Below are 19,467 nucleotides of genomic sequence, written 5' to 3'. Positions count from 1 at the left end.
ACCTGAACTACATAGAGGCCGTCGTATGCCGCCCGAGCACCACGCGGCGCTCCCGTCACGGGAGTTGTCCACCGGGCCCGTGTCTCCCGTGACCCCGCAGTTGTGGAGACCAGTGTCAGGGGCAAGATTGCGTCCGCGACGGTCACGTTCAAGCGGGCGATGCTGGAAGGAAACCGTGTGAGCCGGATTTCGGTCCGGGGATTCGCAGTGGCCTCGGCCACCGCGGTCACCACAGTCGGCGCCGTCGTGGGTGTTGCCTCGGGCAGCACCGGTCAGCCCTCTCAGGAGGCTGAGGCAACGGCGAGCGACTCGACCCTCCTCGCTGACATCCCTGCCGGTCAGCAGGCGCAGGTGCAGACCTCGTCGCTGAAGCAGCAGGCGCAGACCCAGGCCATCGCGGCCGACACGGCTGCGCAGAAGTCCGCCGAGGAGTCCGCCCGGAAGCAGGCAGCGCAGGACGCGGTCGCCAAGCAGCAGGCCGCACAGGACGCCAAGGAGGCCAAGGAGAAGGCCGAGAAGGAGGCCAAGGAGCGGGAGGCAGCCAAGAAGGCGGCCGCCAGCCGTTCGGCCACCCGCGACGCCTCCGACTTCACCGCGCAGTCCTCGTACAGCGTCGCCCAGGTCCAGTCGATGGCACGTCAGATGGTGCCGTCGGGTCAGTTCCAGTGCTTCAGCAACATCGTGGACCACGAGTCCAGCTGGAACTACAAGGCCACCAACGCCTCGTCCGGTGCCTACGGTCTCTTCCAGGCGCTGCCCGGCACCAAGATGTCGTCGGCCGGCGCGGACTGGCAGACGAACCCGGCCACGCAGATAAAGTGGGGCCTCGGTTACATGAACGACCGCTACGGCAGCCCCTGCGAGGCCTGGTCGTTCTGGCAGGCCAACAACTGGTACTGAGCAACCAGTAGTTCGCAACCTCGCGAAGCCCCTCACCGTCCTCACGGTGAGGGGCTTCGGCGTTGTCACGCGGTACGGTCGGGGCCACAGGCTTCAACGAGGACGGATGATGTCGCGAGTTCCAGGGTGGCTCGGCCGGGTCGGCGCGGGGATCAGCAAAATGGGCGAGCGCCTGGACGAGCGCCGCGCGGAGGCCGAGCGGGCGGAGGAGGCTGAACTGCCGCCCCGGCCGACGCGGGCACCTGCGGCGGCTCCTCCCGCACCGGAGCCCGGTGCGCCGGCCCCGGCCGAAGCGGGGCCCGCGCACGACACGGACCAGGTGCCCGCGCCGCCCGCGTACGCGCCGGCCGTCTCCCCGCGGCCCGAGCCGACCGCCGCCGTGCCGTGGGGCCTTCGGGTCGCGGCAGAGGCGGGCTGGCGGCTCCTGGTGCTCGCCGGGACGCTCTGGGTCCTGATGAAGGTCATCAGCTCCGTGCAGCTGGTGGTTTTCGCGTTCATCGCGGCTCTGCTGATCACCGCGCTGCTGCAGCCGACGGTGGCGCGCCTCATGCGCAGGGGCGTGCCCCGGGGCCTCGCGACGGCCCTGACGGCCATCCTCGGCTTCGTCATCATGGGGCTCGTCGGCTGGTTCGTGGTCTGGCAGGTCCAGGAGAACATCGACCAGCTGTCCGAGCAGGTCCAGGACGGCATCGACGATCTGCGCAGGTGGCTGCTGAACAGCCCCTTCCACGTGACCGACGGTCAGATCAACGACATCGCCAAGTCGTTGCGGGACGCGGTCGGCGCGAACACGGACGAGATCACGTCGGCGGGCCTGGAGGGCGTCACCGTCATCGTCGAGGCGCTCACGGGCGTACTCCTGACGATCTTCTCGACGCTGTTCCTGCTCTACGACGGCCGGCGCATCTGGCAGTGGACCCTGGGGCTCGTCCCCGCGCAGGCCCGTCCAGGTATCGCGGGCGCGGGTCCGAGGGCCTGGCGCACACTCACGGCGTACGTCCGCGGGACGGTGATAGTGGCACTGATCGACGCCATCTTCATCGGCCTGGGGATCTTCTTCCTCGGCGTCCCGATGGCCGTGCCCCTGGCGGTCTTCATCTTCCTGTTCGCGTTCATCCCGCTGGTGGGCGCCGTCGTCTCCGGCGCGCTCGCCGTGGTCGTCGCGCTGGTGACGCAGGGCGTGTTCGTCGCGGTGATGACGCTGGCCGTGGTGCTCGCGGTGCAGCAGATCGAGGGCCACATCCTGCAGCCCTTCATCCTGGGCCGCGCGGTCCGGGTCCACCCCCTGGCCGTCGTCCTGGCGGTCGCCGCGGGCGGCATGGTCTCCGGCATCGGCGGAGCGGTGGTGGCGGTGCCACTGGTGGCGGTCACGAACACGGTGGTCGTCTACCTGCGGGCGTGGTCCCGGGAGGCGCACCTCGGCCACGCGCCGGAGCCGCGGGGCGCGACAGCGGTCGACGCGGCACCCAAATCAAGCCCCGCCGGCGATTGAGGCGCGGGGTCCGGGGCAGCGCCCCGATCTTTCGAGCCCCTGCGGCGATTGAGCAGCGGGGTCCGGGGCAGAGCCCCGAGACGTAAGAAGCGGGGGCCGGAACATTCCGGCCCCCGCTTCCAACGAACGAGTTACGCCAGCGCCGCTTCCGCGTCCAGCGTGACGCCGACCGCCTGGATCACGGAGGCGATCTTGAAGGCCTCCTGCACGACCTCCCGGTCGACACCCGCCTTGCGCAGCACCTGCTCGTGCGAGTCGAGGCACATCCCGCACCCGTTGATCGCCGAGACCGCGAAGGACCACAGCTCGAAGTCGACCTTGTCGACCCCCGGGTTGCCGATGACGTTCATCCGCAGACCCGCCCGCATCGTCCCGTACTCGTTGTCCGAGAGCAGGTGACGCGTGCGGTAGAAGACGTTGTTCATCGCCATGATGGCCGCCGCCGACTTCGCCGCGGTGTACGCCTCGGGCGACAGGTTCGCCTTCGCCTCGGGCTCCAGCTCGCGCAGCACGCGCGGGGACCGGGAGGCGATGGCGGTCGCCAGGACCGTGCCCCACAGCTGCTGGGCCGGCAGGTCCGAGTTGCCGATGACCGAGCCCAGGTTGAGCTTCAGGTCCTTGGCGTAGTCCGGAACGGCGGACTTCAGTTCATCGAGGGCCATGCTCACTCACCGGCCAGCAGCGCGACCGGGTCGAGGGTGTCCTCGCCCGAGGTCCAGTTGCACGGGCACAGCTCGTCCGTCTGGAGCGCGTCGAGGACCCGCAGGACCTCCTTGGGGTTACGGCCGACGGAGCCGGCGGTCACCATCGTGAACTGGATCTCGTTGTTCTGGTCGACGATGAAGACGGCGCGCTGCGCGAAGCCGTCCTCGCCCTCGATGCCGAGGTCACGCATGAGCTCGTGCTTCGAGTCGGCCATCATCGGGAACGGGAGGTCCGTCAGGTCCGGGTGGTCCTTGCGCCAGGCGTGGTGCACGAACTCGGAGTCACCGGAGAAGCCGAGGATCTGGGCGTCACGGTCGGCGAACTCCTCGTTCAGCTTGCCGAACGCGGCGATCTCGGTGGGGCACACGAAGGTGAAGTCCTTGGGCCACGCGAAGACGATCTTCCACTTGCCCTCGTAGGTCTTGTGGTTGATCTGCTCGAACTCAGAGCCCTTCTCCAGCGAGACACAGGCAGTCAGGTCGAACTCGGGGAACTTGTCACCGACAGTGAGCACACGAACTCCTTGCAGTAGGAGACATCCCTTTTGGGGCTGTTTCCATGGGTTGGACTGCTCAAGATCGTGGCACAGGGTGCATTGATTACGGAAATAGCTAGACTCGGTCATGTTGATCGGAGGTGGCTATCAGTGGCCGTACAGAACGGAAAGCCCGTGGGGGCGCGGCGTCGGCAGCCCAGCCTGGCGCAGCTGCGGGCATTCGCCGCGGTCGCGGAGCATCTGCACTTCCGGGACGCCGCGGCGGCGATCGGGATGAGTCAGCCCGCGCTGTCGGGTGCGGTCTCGGCGCTCGAAGAGGTGCTGGGCGTGACCCTTCTCGAGCGTACGACGAGAAAGGTGCTGCTCTCGCCGGCCGGGGAGCGGATCGCCGTGCGGGCCAAGGCGGTGCTCGACGAGGTCGGCGCCCTCGTCGAGGAGGCCGAGGCGGTGCGGGCGCCGTTCACGGGCGTGCTGCGACTCGGGGTGATTCCCACGGTGGCGCCGTATCTGCTGCCGACCGTGCTCCGGCTGGTCCACGACACGTATCCGGACCTGGACCTCCAGGTGCACGAGGAGCAGACGTCGTCGCTCATCGAGGGCCTGGGGGCGGGGCGGCTCGATCTGCTGCTGCTCGCCGTGCCGCTCGGGGTGCCGGGGGTGAGCGAACTCCCGCTGTTCGACGAGGACTTCGTGCTCGTCACGCCGCTCGACCACTGGCTCGGCGGACGGGAGGGGATTCCGCGCGAGGCGCTGCGGGAGCTGAACCTGCTGCTCCTGGACGAGGGGCACTGCCTGCGCGACCAGGCCCTCGACATCTGCCGGGAGGCGGGTCGCGACGACGCTCCCGTCGCCACGACCGCCGCCGGTCTTTCCACGCTGGTGCAGCTCGTCGCGGGTGGCCTCGGGGTGACGCTGCTGCCGCGCACCGCCGTGTCCGTGGAGACCAGCCGGAGCAGTCAGCTGCTCACCGGGTACTTCGCGGAGCCCGCCCCCGCGCGCCGCGTGGCACTCGCCATGCGGACGGGGGCGGCGCGCTCCGCGGAGTACGAGGAGCTGGCCTCGGCCCTGCGAACCGCCTTGCAGGGCCTGCCGGTTCGCGTCCTCGGTGACCGCTGAGCGTCACTCCGTCCGCAGCCCCTCCGCCCGCATCATGCGGTACAGCGGAGGCAGGGACAGCAGGGTCACCGCGGCGATGAGGGCGGCCGCCACCCCGCAAAGCGGGAGGAACAGCAGCCAGTCGGTCACCGGTTTGCCGATGAGCCGCAGCATCAGCCAGCCGAGCGTCAGGCCGCCCGTGACCGCCACGGCCATGCCGAGTACCACCGGGATCGCCGTCTGCCACAGCACGGACCAGGCGAGCGTCGAGCGCTTCGTGCCGTAGGCGACGAGCACCGACAACAGCCGCTTGCGCTCGCGGAGTTGCTCGATCTGCGAGACCAGCATCGACGCCGCGATGATCACCATGGTGAGGGCCGCGGCCGTGAAGAGGGCCGTGCGGATGCTCTCGTACTCCTTGTCTCGGCTCGACACCTCGTACGTCCACACCCGCATGCCGGGGTCGACCGCGAACGCGGTGTTGCGGACCTGGTCCGCCGCGTCCGGCACGCTCTCGTCGATCTGGATCTGCGCGTTGGTCGACGCGGTGTGCAGGGTCGCCGGGTCGAGGGCGCCGGGGGTGGCGAGGATGCCGCCGTAGTACTCGCCCGCCGGGTCCTTGCGGGAGTCGACGGTGCGCACGTCCCCGGGCAGCTTCCAGTGCACCGGCTTCAGGCCGGGGCGGCCCGCGTCCTCGGGGTTGTCCACGACGAGCCGCCCGCCGGGCACCGCGACCTTCTCCAACTCCCCGTCGAGGTACGAGTCGTGGGAGCGGGTGACCCGGAAGACGTCGCCGTCCGAGCACGACGGCAGGTGGGCCAGCTCGCGCAGCGAGGGGCAGGAGCCGACGGACAGCGAGACGGACGGGGCGTAGCCGTCCGCGCCCGGCTTGGCGCCCACCAGTTCGGCCGAGGTGCTGACCGTGCCGATGACGTTCTGCACGCCCTTGGTGGTCCGGAACTCCTGGACCATCCGGTCGGCCAGCGCGCCGCTCGGGAAGTCGGTGTTCGCGCCGATCTGCGCGCGCTTCGGGTCCTGGCCGGTCGAGCTGTTGAAGCTGTCGTTGATGCCGACGGTGAACATCTGGAGGGCGATGCCGCCGGCCACCGCGATGGTGATGCCGGAGATCGCGCGGGTGGCGCCGCTGCTGTTCAACTGGAGCCTGCGGGTCGCCAGTTGCCAGGGCACGGAGCCGCCACGCAGTCGGCTCACGACGGCCTCCACCAGCCAGGGCAGCACGAGCACCAGGCCGACGAGGGTCAGCAGGACACCGCCCGCGATCACGACCATGGACAGCTGGGACGAGCCCGCGTCGAAGCTGGAGAGGAACAGGACCAGGACGCCGAGGACGGGGACGGGCAGCCGCCACCACAGCCTGCGCCCGCGCACGCGCCCGCCCCGTACGACACCGAGCGGCTCGATCGCGACGGAGCGCAGGGCGAACACCGTGACGGCGATCGCGGACAGCGGCACCGCCAGCAGCACCACCGCGGCGAGGACCGGCACCGGGGTGAAGTCGTCGGGGAACGCCGACAGGCGCCACACCTCGACGTGCGCGAACACCTGCCTCCCGGCGAAGAAGGCGACCAGGCCGAACGCGAGGCCGACGAGCGTGCCGAACAGCGCCTCACCGGCGGCCACCCACCGCGTCATCCGCGCGTCCGCGCCGACGAGGCGCAGAGCCGCGAGCCTGCGGTCGCGCCGCTCGCCGCCGAACCGTACGGCGGTCGCGATGAAGATGGCGATGGGCGCGAGCAGCACCACGCAGCCCAGCAGGATCAGCAGCACCAGGGCCGGATCGAGCGGGCTGTCGTCGCCCGGCTGCCCGAAGCCGTCGACGCGGGTGGCGCCGCGGTCGGTGCTCAGGTCCTCGCTGCCCACGTACATGTACAGGTCGAAGGGGTCGCTCAGGCCGGCCTCGTGGATGGTGCCGACGTCGCGGAAGTCGTAACGCTTCTTGAGGAGTTCGCCCTCGGGGGAGTGGAGGAGGTCGCGCAGCGCGGGCGAGACGAGCATCTCGCCGGGGCCCGGCAGCTTGTCGACGCCGGGCGGCAGGACCGGGTTCTCGCCGTCGGCGTCGAGCATGTAGCCGCCGACGGAGAGGTCCCGGTACGAGGAGGAGGTGTCGAGCGTGAGCAGCGTGCGGTCGGTCGGCCGCACGCTCTCTTCGCTGAAGCCGATCGAGCGGGCGTCGTAGCGGGCGTCGCGCGCGCTCGTGAAGTTCGGCACGGACGCGGCGCCGAGCAGCACGGCGACGCCGAGGCCGACGCCGAGCGCGGTGAGCAGCGTACGGATCCAGCCCTCGCGGCCGCCGGAGAAGCCGAAGCGGACACCGAGCGCGAGGTCGCGCAGGCGGCCGGCGAGGCCGGGGTCCGTGGGTGCGGGCGGGGCCTGGGCGGGGCGGTCGTCGAGGAGTGTCATCGGGCGAACTCCATGTCCCGGGCCCTGCCGTCCCGTACGACGATCTCGCGGTCCGAGTAGGCGGCGACCCGCGTCTCGTGGGTGACCAGGACGACGGCGGCGCCGGTGCCGCGGGCGGCGTCCGTGAGCAGCTCCATGACGCGCTCGCCGTTGAGCGAGTCCAGGGCGCCGGTGGGCTCGTCGGCGAACAGCACGCGCGGCCCCGTGACCAGGGAACGGGCGACGGCGACGCGCTGGCCCTGACCGCCGGAGACCTCACCCGGGCGCTTGCCCGCGAGGTCGTCGACCTCCAGACGCTGGAGCCATTCGACGGCCCGGCGCTCGGCCTCCTTGCGCTTCACGCCGTTCAGCCGCAGCGGCAGCGCGACGTTCTCGACGCACGTCAACTCCGGGACCAGCTGCCCGAATTGGAACACGAAGCCGAACTCGCCGCGGCGCAGCGCGCTGCGCTCCGCGTCGGACATGGCGGTCAGCTCGCGGCCGTTGTACGTGATGGTGCCGGAGTCCGGCGTGACGATGCCGGCGAGGCAGTGCAGCAGCGTAGACTTGCCCGAGCCCGAGGGGCCCATGACGGCGACGACCTCGCCCGGGTGGACGGAGAAGGAGGCGCCGTCGAGGGCCGGGGTCGGCCCGTACGTCTTGTGCAGACCGGTGGCGGCCAGCAGGGAACCGGCGGGAGCGGTGGGGGAACTCATGAAGGACGTACCTCCGCGGCGAGCTTGTCGAGGCGCGCGGCGGTCAGTTCCAGCCAGCGCAGGTCGGCTTCCAGGTGGAACAGGGCGTGATCGCAGATGAGTTGGTCGGCGAGGTCGCCCTTGCGCTTGCGGTCCGTGAGGATGCGCATCAGGCGCAGGTGCTCGGCGCGCTGCGCGTCGAGGAGTTCGGTCGCGTCACGCCGGGTCAGCAGGGCGAGGACGACCTTGGTGTAGAGGGTCGACTGGAGGTACGGCTCCGGCTTCTCCGGCGTCGCGAGCCACTGCCGTACGTCGGTGACGCCGGCGTCGGTGATCGCGTACCGCTTGCGCTCGGGGCCTTCGCCGGCCTCGATCCCGTCGACCTCGACGAGGCCGTTCTTCAGGAGGCGGGACATGGTCGAGTAGACCTGCCCGTAGTGCAGCGGCTTGTCGTGCCCGAACGTCTCGTCGAAGGTGCGCTTGAGGTCGTAACCGTGGCGGGGCCCTGATTCGAGCAGCCCGAGGAGGGTGTGGCCGATGGACATGCGGGGGACTATACACACGATGTATACGCGGTGTGTATAGCCGCCCGTATGGTGTTGGTCGGCCGGCGCGCGGCCACGGGGCTCCGCCCCGGACCCCGCGCCTCAATCGCCGGCGGGGCTGGACCTGTCGGCTTCACCGGCCGGGGGACGACCCCGCCTCGGTATCGGCTTCGCCGAACCCGGCAGGCGTCCCGCCTCCGCGAGCGCCTTGCGCAACAGGAACTCGATCTGCGCGTTGGCCGAGCGCAGGTCCTCGCCCGCCCAGCGCGCGAGCGCGTCGTACACCGCGGGGTCGAGCCGCAGCAGGACCTGTTTGCGTGCCGGGCGGCGCTCGCGGTCAGGGGGCGGCGTCACTGGTAGAGCGTTCCCGTGTTCAGGACGGGCTGCGCCGCGCGGTCACCGCACAGGACGACCAGCAGGTTGGAGACCATGGTCGCCTTGCGCTCCTCGTCCAGCTCCACGAAGTCCTGTTCGGCGATCCGGGCGAGCGCGGCCTCGACCATGCCGACCGCTCCGTCGACGATCTGGCGGCGGGCCGCCACGACCGCGCCCGCCTGCTGGCGCTGCAGCATCGCGGACGCGATCTCGGGGGCGTACGCGAGGTGCGTGAAGCGGGACTCGATGATCTGGACGCCGGCCGCCTCCACGCGCGCGTGGAGCTCGACGGCGAGCTTCTCCGTGATCTCCTCGGCGTTGCCGCGCAGCGACAGGCCCTCCTCGTCGTGCGCGTCGTAGGGGTACTCGATGGCGATGTGCCGGACGGCCGCCTCGGTCTGCGTCGAGACGAACTCCAGGAAGTCGTCGACCTCGAAGGTCGCCTGGGCCGTGTCCTCGACCTTCCAGACGACGACCGCGGCGAGCTCGATCGGGTTGCCGTACGCGTCGTTGACCTTCAGGACCGCCGTCTCGTGGTTGCGCACACGGGTCGAGATCTTGGTGCGCGAGGTGAGCGGGTTGACCCACCGCAGGCCGTCCGTGCGGATCGTGCCCCGGTAGCGGCCGAAGAGCTGGACGACGCGGGCCTCGCCCGGCGCCACCATGTTCAGGCCCGCCATGGCGAAGACCGAGCAGATCGCGACCACGACGCCGACCGCGATGAGCGCACCCCTGGCGCCTCCCGAGTCGGTGGAGCCGGCGATCGCGATCAGGCCTCCGCCGACGATCAGGCCGATGAGGCCGAGCAGCAGGGCGAGTCCGCCGCCGATGCTGTGGGCCGTGAACTCCCGCACGTGGGCCTTCGGCATCTGTACGTCCGGAGTGTTCGCGCCGGAAGTGTTCGGTGTGGCGTCCGTCTCGGACATGTCCGTCCCCGTATCTCTGAGCTGGTCGTTCGTGGCAGCACTGCCGCGAACGTGGTCTAGCAAAGTGATATCACTTTATCGCGTACGGCAACCATCCGCACGCCTCGCTCGTCGGTTCCCATGGGGCAGGTGCTGATTGTCACGTCCGATATGGCCGAATCAACGAAGATTCGACATAAGTGACGGGTTAGGTTCTTGAGCCGATTCAGCACGATCGTGAGAACTGGGTTCGTACCCGTACGCGAAGGCGTACACGTACAAGGACAAGAAGCGGAGCGACTGAGGTCATGGGCCGAGCGGATGCGAGGAAGGCGCGCAAGCGCGCGGCGCGGCCGTCGGGCATACGCCGCTTCTTCACCTGGAAGAAGCTCCTGGGCACGTTCTTCGGGCTCGTGCTGCTGTGCATGGGCGCGTTCATCGTGCTGTACCTGGTGATCGACGTACCGGAGGGCAACCCCGACGCCCAGGTGCAGAGCAACGTCTACAAGTACAGCGACGGTTCGACCATGGCCCGCACCGGCAAGGTCAACCGGGAGCTCGTCGACCTCGCCGAGGTGCCCGAGGGCGTCCAGCACACCTTCGTCGCCGCCGAGAACAAGACGTTCTACACGGACAAGGGCATCGACCTGAAGGGCACCGCCCGCGGCATGCTCAACACCGTCATGGGCAAGGGCAAGCAGGGCGGCTCGACGATCACCCAGCAGTACGTGAAGAACTACTACCTGACGCAGGAACAGACCGTCTCCCGCAAGCTCAAGGAACTGGTCATCTCGCTGAAGGTGGACCAGAAGCAGTCCAAGGACGACATCCTCGCCGGGTACATCAACACCAGCTACTACGGCCGCGGCGCCTGGGGCATCCAGGCCGCCGCCCAGGCCTACTACGGCGAGGACGCCTCGAAGCTGACCGTGCCGCAGGGCGCGTACCTCGCCGCGCTGCTCCAGGCCCCCAACCAGTACGACTGGGCGATCGCATCCGACACCGGTAAGCAACTGGCCAAGGCGCGCTGGAACTACGTGCTCGACAACATGGTCGACAAGCACTGGCTGAGCGCGAGCGACCGGCAGGGCATGACGTTCGACAAGCCGAACCCGCCGAAGGCCGCCTCGGGGCTCAAGGGCCAGGAGGGGTACCTCTACGAGGCCGCCAAGGACGAGGTGATGAAGGAACTGAACCTCACCGAAGCGCAGTTCAACGCCGGCGGCTACGCGATCACGCTCAACGTCGACCGCAAGAAGCAGAAGCAGCTCGAGAAGTCGGTCGACCAGCAGCTCAACGACAAGCTCGACCGCAAGGACAAGAAGGCCGACGCGCGCGTGCAGGCCGGCGCCGTCTCCGTCGATCCGAAGACCGGCAAGGTCCTCGCCATGTACGGCGGTGAGGGGCTCAGCGAGCACTACGTCAACAACGCGACCCGCACCGACTACCAGCCCGCCTCCACCTTCAAGCCGCTGATCCTCGCGGCCGCCCTGGAGAACGAGGCGACGACGCAGTCCGGCCAGAGCATCACCGCGGACACGATCTACGACGGCACCAGCAAGCGCCCGGTCGTCGACAACGGCGAGAAGGTCGGCTTCGCCCCGCCGAACGAGGACAAGAAGAGCTACGGCCCGGTCACCGTCCAGACCGCCATGAACAAGTCCATCAACTCCGTCTTCGCCCAACTCGGCGTCGACGTCGGCATGGACCAGGTGATGGCGACGGCGAAGAAGCTCGGCATGGACTCGGGGGACCTCAAGCCGTTCCCCGCCCAGACCCTCGGCACCATGGGCGCGAGCCCGATGGAGATGGCCGGCGTCTACGCGACCCTCGACAACCACGGCAAGAAGGTCACCCCGCGGATCGTGAAGGCGGTGTCCAAGCAGGGCGAGAAGATCCCGCTGGATGAGCCCGAGGCCGAGCAGGTGATCAGCCGCGGCGCCGCCGACTCGGTCACCTCGGTCCTCACCGGTGTGGTCGACGACGGCACCGCGAAGACCTCGGTGCGCGACAACCCTTCCCGCGAGGGCCAGCAGGTCGCCGGCAAGACCGGTACCTCCGACGACAACAAGTCGGCCTGGTTCACCGGTTACACGCCGGACCTGGTCACCTCGGTGGGCCTGTTCGGCGAGGGCGCGCTGAAGTCCTCCGAGGCGGGCGCGCACGTGTCCATGGAGGGCGCGGGCGGCCTGCCGCGAGTCGACGGCGGCAGCTTCCCGGCCCAGATCTGGGCGCAGTACACCTTCAACTCGTCCAGTGCGAACGGGAAGTTCGACCTGGACACCGACATGGGCAAGGCCGTCCAGCCCACGACGACCGCCCCGGCCACCCCGACCGAGGAGCCCTCGACCGACCCGACGCCGAGCGAGTCGGAGACGACCGAGCCGACGCCGACCGAGTCGACGCCGAGCGAGACGCCGACGAGCGAGACGCCGAGCGACGAGCCGACGCAGACGCTCCCGGTCCCGACCGACAGCCCGACCGAGAGCTGGCCGGACGACCCGATCGAACCGGAGGGCAACGGCGGCGGGAACGGGAACGGCAGGGACTGACCGGCTACTCGGGAGAGCCGAGCCAGGTGCGGGCCGCCGCGAGGAAGGCCCGCACCCCCAGCTCGATCGTGGGGTCCTGGAGCGGCGCGTACTGCGGCGAGTGGTTCACCGGGATCTCCGCGGGCAGTCCGCGCGAGGCGAGCGTGCCCGCGTCGTGGCCCGCGAAGGCGGCCGGGTCGGCCCCGCCGAAGTGCCAGAACACCGAGGGCACGCCGAGCTCCTTGCCGAACAGGCCGAAGTCCTCGCTGCCGTTGATCGGCTGCGGAAGCACGAGGACGCCCTGTTCGCCGAGCGCCCCGCGCAGCCCGTCGATCGTCGTGGCGGTGGCGTCGTCGGTGTTCTCCGTGACGGGGAAGGAGCCGAGCGAGGTGAACTCCGGCTCCTTGGGCGAGCCCGAGGCCTCCGCCTCCGCCCGGACGATCCTGCGCACCGCGGCGAGCACCCGCTCGCGCACCACCGGGTCGACGGAGCGGATGTTGAGCTTCAGCTCGGCCTCGTCCGCGATGATGTTCTCCTTCGTGCCGGCGTGGATCGAACCCACCGTCACGACGGCCGTCTGCGAGGCCCCGACCTCGCGCGAGACCACGGTCTGAAGCCGCATCACGACGGCCGCGGCGAGGACCACCGGGTCGACGGTCGACTCGGGCGTCGAGCCGTGCCCGCCGCGCCCGAAGAGGCGTACGCGGTAGCTGTCGGAGGCCGCCATCACCGCTCCGGGCCGGGTCACCGCGACACCCGTGGGGAACGGGCCGACGTGCTGCCCGAGACACACGTCCGGCTTCGGGAAGCGCTCCGCGAACCCGTCGTCCAGCATGTCCCTCGCCCCGCGGCCGATCTCCTCCGCGGGCTGGAACACGGCGACGACGGTCCCGCGCCACGCGTCCCGCTCCGCCGCGAGGAGCGCCGTCACGCCGAGCAGACACGTGACGTGCATGTCGTGGCCGCAGGCGTGCATGACCGGTACGTCGTTGCCGTCGCGGTCGGTGCCGCGCGCCACGGACGCGTAGGGCAGGCCCGTCGCCTCCAGGACGGGCAGCCCGTCCATGTCGGCGCGGAGCAGCACGGTCGGGCCCTCGCCGCTGCGCAGGACCCCGACGACGCCGGTGCCGCCGACGCCCTCGGTCACCTCCCATCCGCCCTGCTCGCGCAGCCGGGCCGCGACGATCCCGGCGGTGCGGGTCTCCTGGAGGGAGAGTTCGGGGTGGGCGTGCAGGTCCCGGTAGAGCTCGCGCAGGGACGGCAGGAGGCTGTCGAGGGTGGTGGCCGTGGCGGGTGTGGCGGTCATCGGGGCTCTCCTTGTACGGGTACGGGGGTGGGCTCGGACGCGTCGGGCAGCCGCAGCGCCCGGCGGAAGGTGAGTGTGGTCTGCGGGGTGACGCAGGCGAGGACCGCGGCGAGCACCGCGCCGACGACGAGGAAGCCGAACGCGGCGCCGAACCCGGCCGAGTCCGCGAGCAGCCCCATCGCGGTCGGCGCGACGACGCCGCCGGCCTGTCCGCCGAACGTGATCAACCCGGCGGCCGCGCCGGTCAGTTCGGGCGGCAGGCTGCGCAGCGGCACCGCGAAGATCGGCATGTAGCTCAGGGAGGCGGCCGCGATCGCCACCGTCATCCAGCCGATGAACGCGACCGTGCCGGACGCCGTCGCCATCAGCAGCAGAGCGATCGACGACACCGCCATGGCGGGCACCACGATCCGGCGCTGGTTGCCCGCGAAGCGGTCCGTGAGCCGGCCGCCGACGATGATGGCGACGGCCGCGGCGCCCGCGGGCAGGATCGACAGGGCGCCCGCCGAGGTGAGCGCGAGCCCGCGCTCCTGGTTGAGGTACGAGGGCACCCAGGTGTTCAGGCCCCACACGATGATGTCGTAGCCGAAGAACATCCCGGCGAACGCCCACATGGTCCCCGAGCGAAGCACGGTGCGGGCGGAGCCGGTCGGCCGTGCGCCTGCCTCCGTACGCTCCCGCTCCGGCAGCCACAGCTGGACGGCCGCGTACACGAAGACGCCGACGGCGGCGACGGTGAAGAAGGCCGAGCGCCAGCCGAAGTGGGCGATGAGCGGTGCCGCGATCAGCGGGGCGATGACCGCGGCCACCGCGTTCGACGACTGCACGATGCCGTTGGCGCTCATCCGCTGGCCCGGCGTCGTCCGCTCGCTCACCGCCTTCATCGAGGCGCCGGGGAAGACACCTTCGGCGATGCCGAACAGGAAGCGCACCACCAGCAGGATCGCGAACGAGCCGGCGAGTCCGGTGAGCGCCGTGAACACGGACCAGATGAGCAGCGCCCAGCAGGTGACGCGCTTGGCGCCGAACCGGTCGGCGAGCATGCCGCCCGGGATCTGGCAGACGGCGTACGCCACGAAGAACACGGAGACCGCCAGGCCCTGCTGGGCCCGGTTGAGGTCGAATTCGTGGCCGATCGAGGGCAGCGCCAGATTGATGACCAGACGGTCGATGTAGTCGATCAGCCAGGCGGCGAAGAGCAGCGTGACCGTGATCTTGGCGCCCTTGTCGAGACGCTCACGTGCGGGGCCTTGCGAGGGTGGGACCACAGGCACTCCTTCTAGAGTGGGCGTGCTGGTGTGGGGGACGGCTCGGAAGTGGGGACAGAATCCGGCCGCCGTGCGGGAAGGGGCCTCAAATGCTGGAAAACGGCAACGCGCACGGTCTTGTGCCGGAATCCGCCGCCTTCGAGGAGGCCGATCTCGCCCTGATCGACGCCTTGCAGACCGATCCGCGCGCCCCGTGGAGCCGGGTGGGACCGGCCGTCGGCATCGACGCGACGACCGCGGCCCGCCGCTGGGCGCGCCTGGAGAAGGCCGGCCTGGCGTGGGTGACGGCGTACGCGGGGCCGACGACGGCCACCGTCGCCTACGTGGAAGTGACCTGCACACCGGGCGAGTTGGAGGAGCTGAGCGCCCGCCTCGTCCGGCTTCCGTGGGTGTTCAGCGCGGAGCACGTGGTCGGCGACTACGATCTGCTGCTCTCGATCGCGGCGACCGACCTGCCCGCGCTCGGGCGCCGGGTCAGCGAAGACCTGGGCCGCCTGCCGGGCGTGCGCGGCACGCGGACCCGGCTGAGCATGCGGCTCTACCAGGAGGGCAGCGGCTGGAAGGTGCGCGCCCTCGACCGGGCGGGGCGCGCGCGGCTCAACACGGCGGGACCCGGGCCGGGCGCGCCGTCCCGCCCGTTCCGGCCCCGCGACGAGGTCGACCTGGCGCTCCTGCGCGAGCTGGGCGCGAACGGCCGTGCCGGGTTCGCCGAGTTGGCGGCGGTCGTCGGCGTCGGCGAGTCGACCGTGCGGCGCAGGCTCGCGCGCGAGATGCGCGACCGGGAGATCCTTTTGCGCTGCGATCTGGCCCAGCAGCTGGCGGGCTGGCCGGCCCTCGCCACGTACCGGGCGACCGTCCCGCACGGCGAACTCGACCGCACCGGCTCGGCCCTCGCCCGATTCCCGCAGATGCGGCTGTGCACCTCGGTCACGGGCTCCTGCAACCTGCTCTTCCAGGTCTGGCTCCGCGACCTCGACGGCATGGCCGCCCTGGAGGCCGCCCTGGACGAGCGGTTCCCCGCCCTGCGCGTCGAGGACCGCACGGTGACGCTGCGCACGGTGAAGCGGATGGGGCGGGTCCTCGACGACCGGGGGCGGGCGACGGGGTATGTGCCGGTGGGGTTCTGACCGTTCAGGCGTCCTGACCGTTCAGGCGTCCTGCTGGGGGTGCGCCGCGCGCCACGCCGCCATCGACGCGTCCCAGCCGTCCCCGGACAGCGCCGTCAGTGACGCCGGGAAGAGGCCGTCCTCCTCCTTGGCGATGTGCCGGTGCAGCTCGTCCGTCTCGTCCTTGAGGCGCTGTACGTCGCCCGGGTCCGTGAGGTCGAGCGTGGGCAGCAGCGCGCCCAGTTCGCGGTGCTCGGCGACGAGGGCGTCGATGTAGTCGGCGTACTCCGGATCGTCGCGCATCACCGCGAACAGGCCGTCCTCCTCGCCCTTCCAGTGCGAGGCGAGCTCCCGCGCCATCGTGGCCACGAGCGTCCGCGCGGCCGCCACGTCGCCGCGTTCCAGCGCCCGCAGCGCGTCACCGGCGGCGTCGGTGACGCGCTCGTGCTCGGCGATGAACTCCTTGATCAGCGGGATCTCGCGGCATCCGCAGTAGTGGCACATGGCCACATATTTACGGCACCGGAAGCTCGAACCAGACGACCTTGCCGGTGGACAGGCGCGTCGCACCCCACCGCCGGGCGAGCCGGTTCACCAGGTAGAGCCCGCGGCCGCCCTCGTCCGTCGCCCGCGCCTGCCGGAGCCGCGGCAACTGCGGTACGTCGTCGCCCACTTCGCAGCGCAGCACGTCGGTCCGCAGCAGGCGCAGCGTCACCGGACGCGTGGCGTACCGCACCGCGTTCGTCACGACCTCGCTCACCAGCAGCTCGACCGAGTCCGTGAGGTCCTCCAGACCCCAGCGGTCCAGGGCGCTGCGCGCCAGCCTGCGGGCCCGGCCCGGCGCCGCGTCCTCCGGCTCCAGGGTCCAGTACGCGACGTCGCTCGGCGCGATCCCGTCGAACCGGGCGGCGAGCAGCGCGATGTCGTCGTCCCGGTCGCCGGGGCCGAGCATGTCGAGGACCTCGTCGCACAGTGCCTCAAGGGGCGGCGGATGGTCCGGGCCCGTCAACTGCGCGGTCGCGGCGAGCCGTTCGCGCAGCTGCTCTATCCCGGTCCACACGTCCCGCAGCCGGGACTCGACGAGCCCGTCCGTGTACAGGAGCAGCGTCGCGCCCGCCGGGGCGTCCAGCTCGACCGCCTCGAAGTCGACCCCGCCGACGCCGATCGGGGCGCCCGGCGGCACCCGCAGCACCTCGGAGCGCCCGCCGAGGTGCAGCAGGACGGGCGGCGGATGCCCGGCGTTGGCGATGGTGATGCGGTGCGCGACCGGGTCGTACACCGCGTACATGCAGGTCGCCATGCGGTCCGTGCCGAGCCGCTGGGCCTGCTCGTCGAGGTGGTGCAGGACCTCCTGCGGGGGCAGGTCGAGCCCGGCGAGCGTCTGCGCGGTCGTCCGCAGCTGGCCCATGATGGCGGCCGACGTCATCGAGTGGCCCATGACATCGCCGACGACGAGCGCAACTCGGCTGCCGGGCAACGGGATCGCGTCGTACCAGTCGCCGCCGACCCGCGCCGTCTCCGCCGCCGGCAGATAGCGCGAGGCGAGGCGCACGCCCGTCGGGCGCGGCAGCGTCTCCGGCAGCATCGTGCGCTGGAGCTCGTCCGCGATGTACGCCTCCCGGCCGTACAGCACCGCCTTGTCGATGCCGAGCGCGCTGTGCGTCGCCAACTGCCCCGCCACCAGCAGGTCGTCGGCGTCGAACGCCAGCCGGTCGGGGCGGCGCAGGAACACCGCGGCACCGATCACCCGGCGGCGGCCGCGCAACGGCGCCAGGATCGCGCGCTGGCCGCCCGGCAACGCCCGGTCGGAGCCGAGGAGTTCGGGCAGCGCGGCGAGCGCGGCGGGCGAGTCGGCGAATACGGGACGTACGCCGCGCAGCACCTCGGCGAGCGCGCCCCCGACGCGGACCTCGCACAACTCGGCGCTGCCCGCGGTCAGTTCCAGCTGCGGGCTGACCGGGACCGTGAGCCCCGCGCCTTCGGTGTCCGAGTCGCCGGCGGTGTCGGCGCCGTCCGGGATCCGGTCGGTGCGGCGCAGGCGCAGCACCATGGGCCCGGTCGGCCGCTCGTCGCCCACCGGCAGCGGCTCGCGCAGATACACCAGGATCGCGTCGGAGAACGTCGGCACGGTCGCCCGGCACAGGCCCATCACGATCTCGTCGAGGTCGAGGCCGCGGGCGATCCGCCGGGTCGCGGCGCCGACGAAGCGCAGCCGGTCGCCGTCGCGCCGCATCGCCGTCGGCTGTCCGCCGGGGCGCGGCTGCCCGGTGCGGCGGTCCGGGCCGTCCGGCGGGCCCGGCCGCACGGGCTCGGGGGAGGGCGCGACGGGCTGCGCGTGCTCGGCGTCCGGGGTGGAACCGGAAGCGCGCCGTGGCTGTTCCGGCAGGCCTCCGGAGCCCGGGGCGGAGGCCTCGCCGGAGGACGCGGAGGTGTCAGGGCTGTGCCGAAGGGCCCCGCGGGGGTCGGCGGGGCGGGCCGCCGTTCCGTGGTGGCGGCCTTCGTGGGAGGTGGGGTACTCCGTCACGCGTGTCGATTCCGTCCGTCCGGGGCTGCGCGCCGCGTCACTGGCCAGTGCGCCGGCAGTTGGGGAACAGCTGGGGCCAGGGCCTGTCGGGGGTGGCGCCGCTGCCGGTGACCTGCGGCGTGTCCCGTAGGGGACCGGATACCCGGAACCCGCGCTCCGGGAACGGAATCCCCGCGGCCGAGCACACCGGGAACCTGCGGACAGCACTGCTCGCGGTCCCGGCGGCCGTCTCGTACCGGCCCGCCCACTGCGTCGTCTCACCCACGTTCACGGTCCAGCCGCCCCTCGATGACCTCGTTGACATCGTGTCAGACCAGTTGTGCGTGCCAAGAGTTGTCCCTAGAACCCGCACATCCGGACCGGTGCTCTCTTGCGGAGGACGATCCTACGGTTACCCCATGGGGGCGCATCAAGGGTCTCATGAGGACACGTGCGCGGGCGTACGGTCCCAGTCGGCCGGCAGGGCGGGAACCGGCCACGCCGGGTCCGGGCGCCAGTGCTGCCAGCCGTCCGAGAACGGCTGCCGCCAGTTCTCGATCTCCTCGACCGCCAGGCGCCCCGCGGACCGCACCTCGGACGCCTGTGCGGGGCTCATCAGGCCGACGGCCTGCGCCTGCGCGAACTCGTCCTCGTCGTGCCAGCGCCAGCTGCCGTCCGGGTACACCGACAGGTCGAGGAAGTGGTCCTCCGAGTCGACGCCCGCGGCCCAACGGGCGCGCGGCGCCTCCAGGTTCACGTACCAATTGCGGAACCTCCAGCCCGGCTCCCAGAACAGCCACACCGACCAGGGGTCGCCGGGCCGCGCCAGCTTCAGCACGCCCGTGCCGAACCAGCGGTCGCGCTGGAGGGTGCGCGGCTTGGTGTAGCGGGTGGCGAGCGGCTCGCGGTGCACGGGCGTGCCGTCGGCGAGCACCGGCTTCACGCACTCGGTGCCGGGCGCCATCCACACGGCGAGCAGCTCGTCGGTGTCCTGGACGACCGTGACCGGACGGCAGATGTGGAAGCCGTCGCCCCCGTTGGCGCGGTAGCGCCACAGGATCGGCTCACCGGGCGCCCAGCGCCCTCCACTCTCGGTCATCCGGTACGCGTCTGTCATGCACAGATATTAGGTGCCAACGGCATAC

17 protein-coding genes are annotated in these 19,467 nt (G+C 71.2%); 5 read left to right on the top strand and 12 right to left on the bottom strand.

Going from position 1 to position 19,467, the window contains the following annotated elements:
* Window positions 1–159: 159 nt before the first annotated feature.
* Both ACOKM3_RS17290 and ACOKM3_RS17285 read left to right on the top strand, forming a co-directional pair.
* On the top strand, window positions 160–900 hold the full coding sequence (locus tag ACOKM3_RS17290) for an aggregation-promoting factor C-terminal-like domain-containing protein (RefSeq protein WP_426906815.1): 741 nt from the start codon (window positions 160–162) through the stop codon (window positions 898–900).
* A gap of 109 nt (window positions 901–1,009) precedes the next feature.
* On the top strand, window positions 1,010–2,392 hold the full coding sequence (locus ACOKM3_RS17285) for an AI-2E family transporter (RefSeq protein WP_426901460.1): 1,383 nt from the start codon (window positions 1,010–1,012) through the stop codon (window positions 2,390–2,392).
* Window positions 2,393–2,523: 131 nt separating this feature from the next.
* On the opposite strand, the gene ACOKM3_RS17280 is transcribed toward ACOKM3_RS17285, so the two are convergent.
* Together ACOKM3_RS17280 and ACOKM3_RS17275 are read right to left on the bottom strand one after the other, a co-directional pair.
* The gene (locus tag ACOKM3_RS17280) at window positions 2,524–3,054 is read right to left on the bottom strand and encodes an alkyl hydroperoxide reductase (protein WP_266713587.1); all 531 of its coding nucleotides are present in this window, start codon (window positions 3,052–3,054) and stop codon (window positions 2,524–2,526) included.
* A gap of 2 nt (window positions 3,055–3,056) precedes the next feature.
* Window positions 3,057–3,611 (bottom strand): peroxiredoxin, encoded by a 555-nt coding sequence (locus tag ACOKM3_RS17275; RefSeq protein ID WP_266713589.1) that lies wholly within the window; start codon window positions 3,609–3,611, stop codon window positions 3,057–3,059.
* Window positions 3,612–3,743: 132 nt separating this feature from the next.
* Between ACOKM3_RS17275 and ACOKM3_RS17270 the strand changes: the two genes are divergently transcribed.
* Window positions 3,744–4,709, top strand: coding sequence for a LysR substrate-binding domain-containing protein (locus ACOKM3_RS17270; protein ID WP_426901457.1), 966 nt, complete (start codon window positions 3,744–3,746; stop codon window positions 4,707–4,709).
* A 3-nt stretch (window positions 4,710–4,712) separates the two neighbouring features.
* On the opposite strand, the gene ACOKM3_RS17265 is transcribed toward ACOKM3_RS17270, so the two are convergent.
* The 5 genes from ACOKM3_RS17265 to ACOKM3_RS17245 form a co-directional block, all read right to left on the bottom strand.
* Complete coding sequence (locus tag ACOKM3_RS17265) at window positions 4,713–7,109, bottom strand: FtsX-like permease family protein (protein ID WP_426901456.1); 2,397 nt, start codon at window positions 7,107–7,109, stop codon at window positions 4,713–4,715.
* On the bottom strand, window positions 7,106–7,804 hold the full coding sequence (locus tag ACOKM3_RS17260; protein ID WP_426901454.1) for an ABC transporter ATP-binding protein: 699 nt from the start codon (window positions 7,802–7,804) through the stop codon (window positions 7,106–7,108). Before ACOKM3_RS17260 ends, ACOKM3_RS17265 begins: the two co-directional genes overlap by 4 nt.
* Window positions 7,801–8,328: a PadR family transcriptional regulator gene (locus ACOKM3_RS17255; protein WP_426901452.1), complete on the bottom strand. Its 528-nt coding sequence runs from the start codon at window positions 8,326–8,328 to the stop codon at window positions 7,801–7,803. Before ACOKM3_RS17255 ends, ACOKM3_RS17260 begins: the two co-directional genes overlap by 4 nt.
* Before the next feature lie 102 nt (window positions 8,329–8,430).
* Entirely contained in the window at window positions 8,431–8,682 is a 252-nt protein-coding gene (locus ACOKM3_RS17250) for a type II toxin-antitoxin system antitoxin (protein WP_426901450.1), read from the bottom strand.
* Window positions 8,679–9,629 (bottom strand): SPFH domain-containing protein, encoded by a 951-nt coding sequence (locus ACOKM3_RS17245; RefSeq protein ID WP_426901448.1) that lies wholly within the window; start codon window positions 9,627–9,629, stop codon window positions 8,679–8,681. Before ACOKM3_RS17245 ends, ACOKM3_RS17250 begins: the two co-directional genes overlap by 4 nt.
* Window positions 9,630–9,916: 287 nt before the next feature.
* Between ACOKM3_RS17245 and ACOKM3_RS17240 the strand changes: the two genes are divergently transcribed.
* Window positions 9,917–12,160 carry a transglycosylase domain-containing protein gene (locus ACOKM3_RS17240; RefSeq protein WP_426901446.1) on the top strand — a complete coding sequence of 748 codons (2,244 nt, stop codon included), beginning with the start codon at window positions 9,917–9,919 and terminating at the stop codon, window positions 12,158–12,160.
* A gap of 4 nt (window positions 12,161–12,164) precedes the next feature.
* Here the strand turns inward: ACOKM3_RS17240 and ACOKM3_RS17235 are convergent, their stop codons facing one another.
* Entirely contained in the window at window positions 12,165–13,445 is a 1,281-nt protein-coding gene (locus tag ACOKM3_RS17235; RefSeq protein ID WP_426901444.1) for an amidohydrolase, read from the bottom strand.
* The gene (locus ACOKM3_RS17230; RefSeq protein WP_426901442.1) at window positions 13,442–14,713 is read right to left on the bottom strand and encodes an MFS transporter; all 1,272 of its coding nucleotides are present in this window, start codon (window positions 14,711–14,713) and stop codon (window positions 13,442–13,444) included. The genes ACOKM3_RS17235 and ACOKM3_RS17230 overlap by 4 nt, the downstream gene beginning before the upstream one ends.
* 89 nt (window positions 14,714–14,802) lie before the next feature.
* Between ACOKM3_RS17230 and ACOKM3_RS17225 the strand changes: the two genes are divergently transcribed.
* Complete coding sequence (locus tag ACOKM3_RS17225) at window positions 14,803–15,840, top strand: Lrp/AsnC family transcriptional regulator (RefSeq protein WP_426901440.1); 1,038 nt, start codon at window positions 14,803–14,805, stop codon at window positions 15,838–15,840.
* 21 nt (window positions 15,841–15,861) lie between these two features.
* Here the strand turns inward: ACOKM3_RS17225 and ACOKM3_RS17220 are convergent, their stop codons facing one another.
* From ACOKM3_RS17220 to fomD, 3 genes are all read right to left on the bottom strand, one after another.
* Entirely contained in the window at window positions 15,862–16,323 is a 462-nt protein-coding gene (locus ACOKM3_RS17220) for a hemerythrin domain-containing protein (RefSeq protein ID WP_426901438.1), read from the bottom strand.
* Window positions 16,324–16,333: 10 nt separating this feature from the next.
* Window positions 16,334–18,343, bottom strand: a complete 2,010-nt coding sequence (locus ACOKM3_RS17215) for an ATP-binding SpoIIE family protein phosphatase (RefSeq protein WP_426901436.1) — start codon at window positions 18,341–18,343, stop codon at window positions 16,334–16,336.
* A gap of 418 nt (window positions 18,344–18,761) precedes the next feature.
* Window positions 18,762–19,439 carry a cytidylyl-2-hydroxypropylphosphonate hydrolase gene (gene fomD, locus ACOKM3_RS17210; protein ID WP_426901434.1) on the bottom strand — a complete coding sequence of 226 codons (678 nt, stop codon included), beginning with the start codon at window positions 19,437–19,439 and terminating at the stop codon, window positions 18,762–18,764.
* Between the last annotated feature and the right edge of the window lie 28 nt (window positions 19,440–19,467).

Origin of the sequence: Streptomyces nidicola, assembly GCF_050106155.1 — a bacterium.
Classification (GTDB): domain Bacteria; phylum Actinomycetota; class Actinomycetes; order Streptomycetales; family Streptomycetaceae; genus Streptomyces.
Note: the sequence above shows the minus strand (reverse complement) of the source record. Positions and strands in the feature narration are given on the sequence as shown.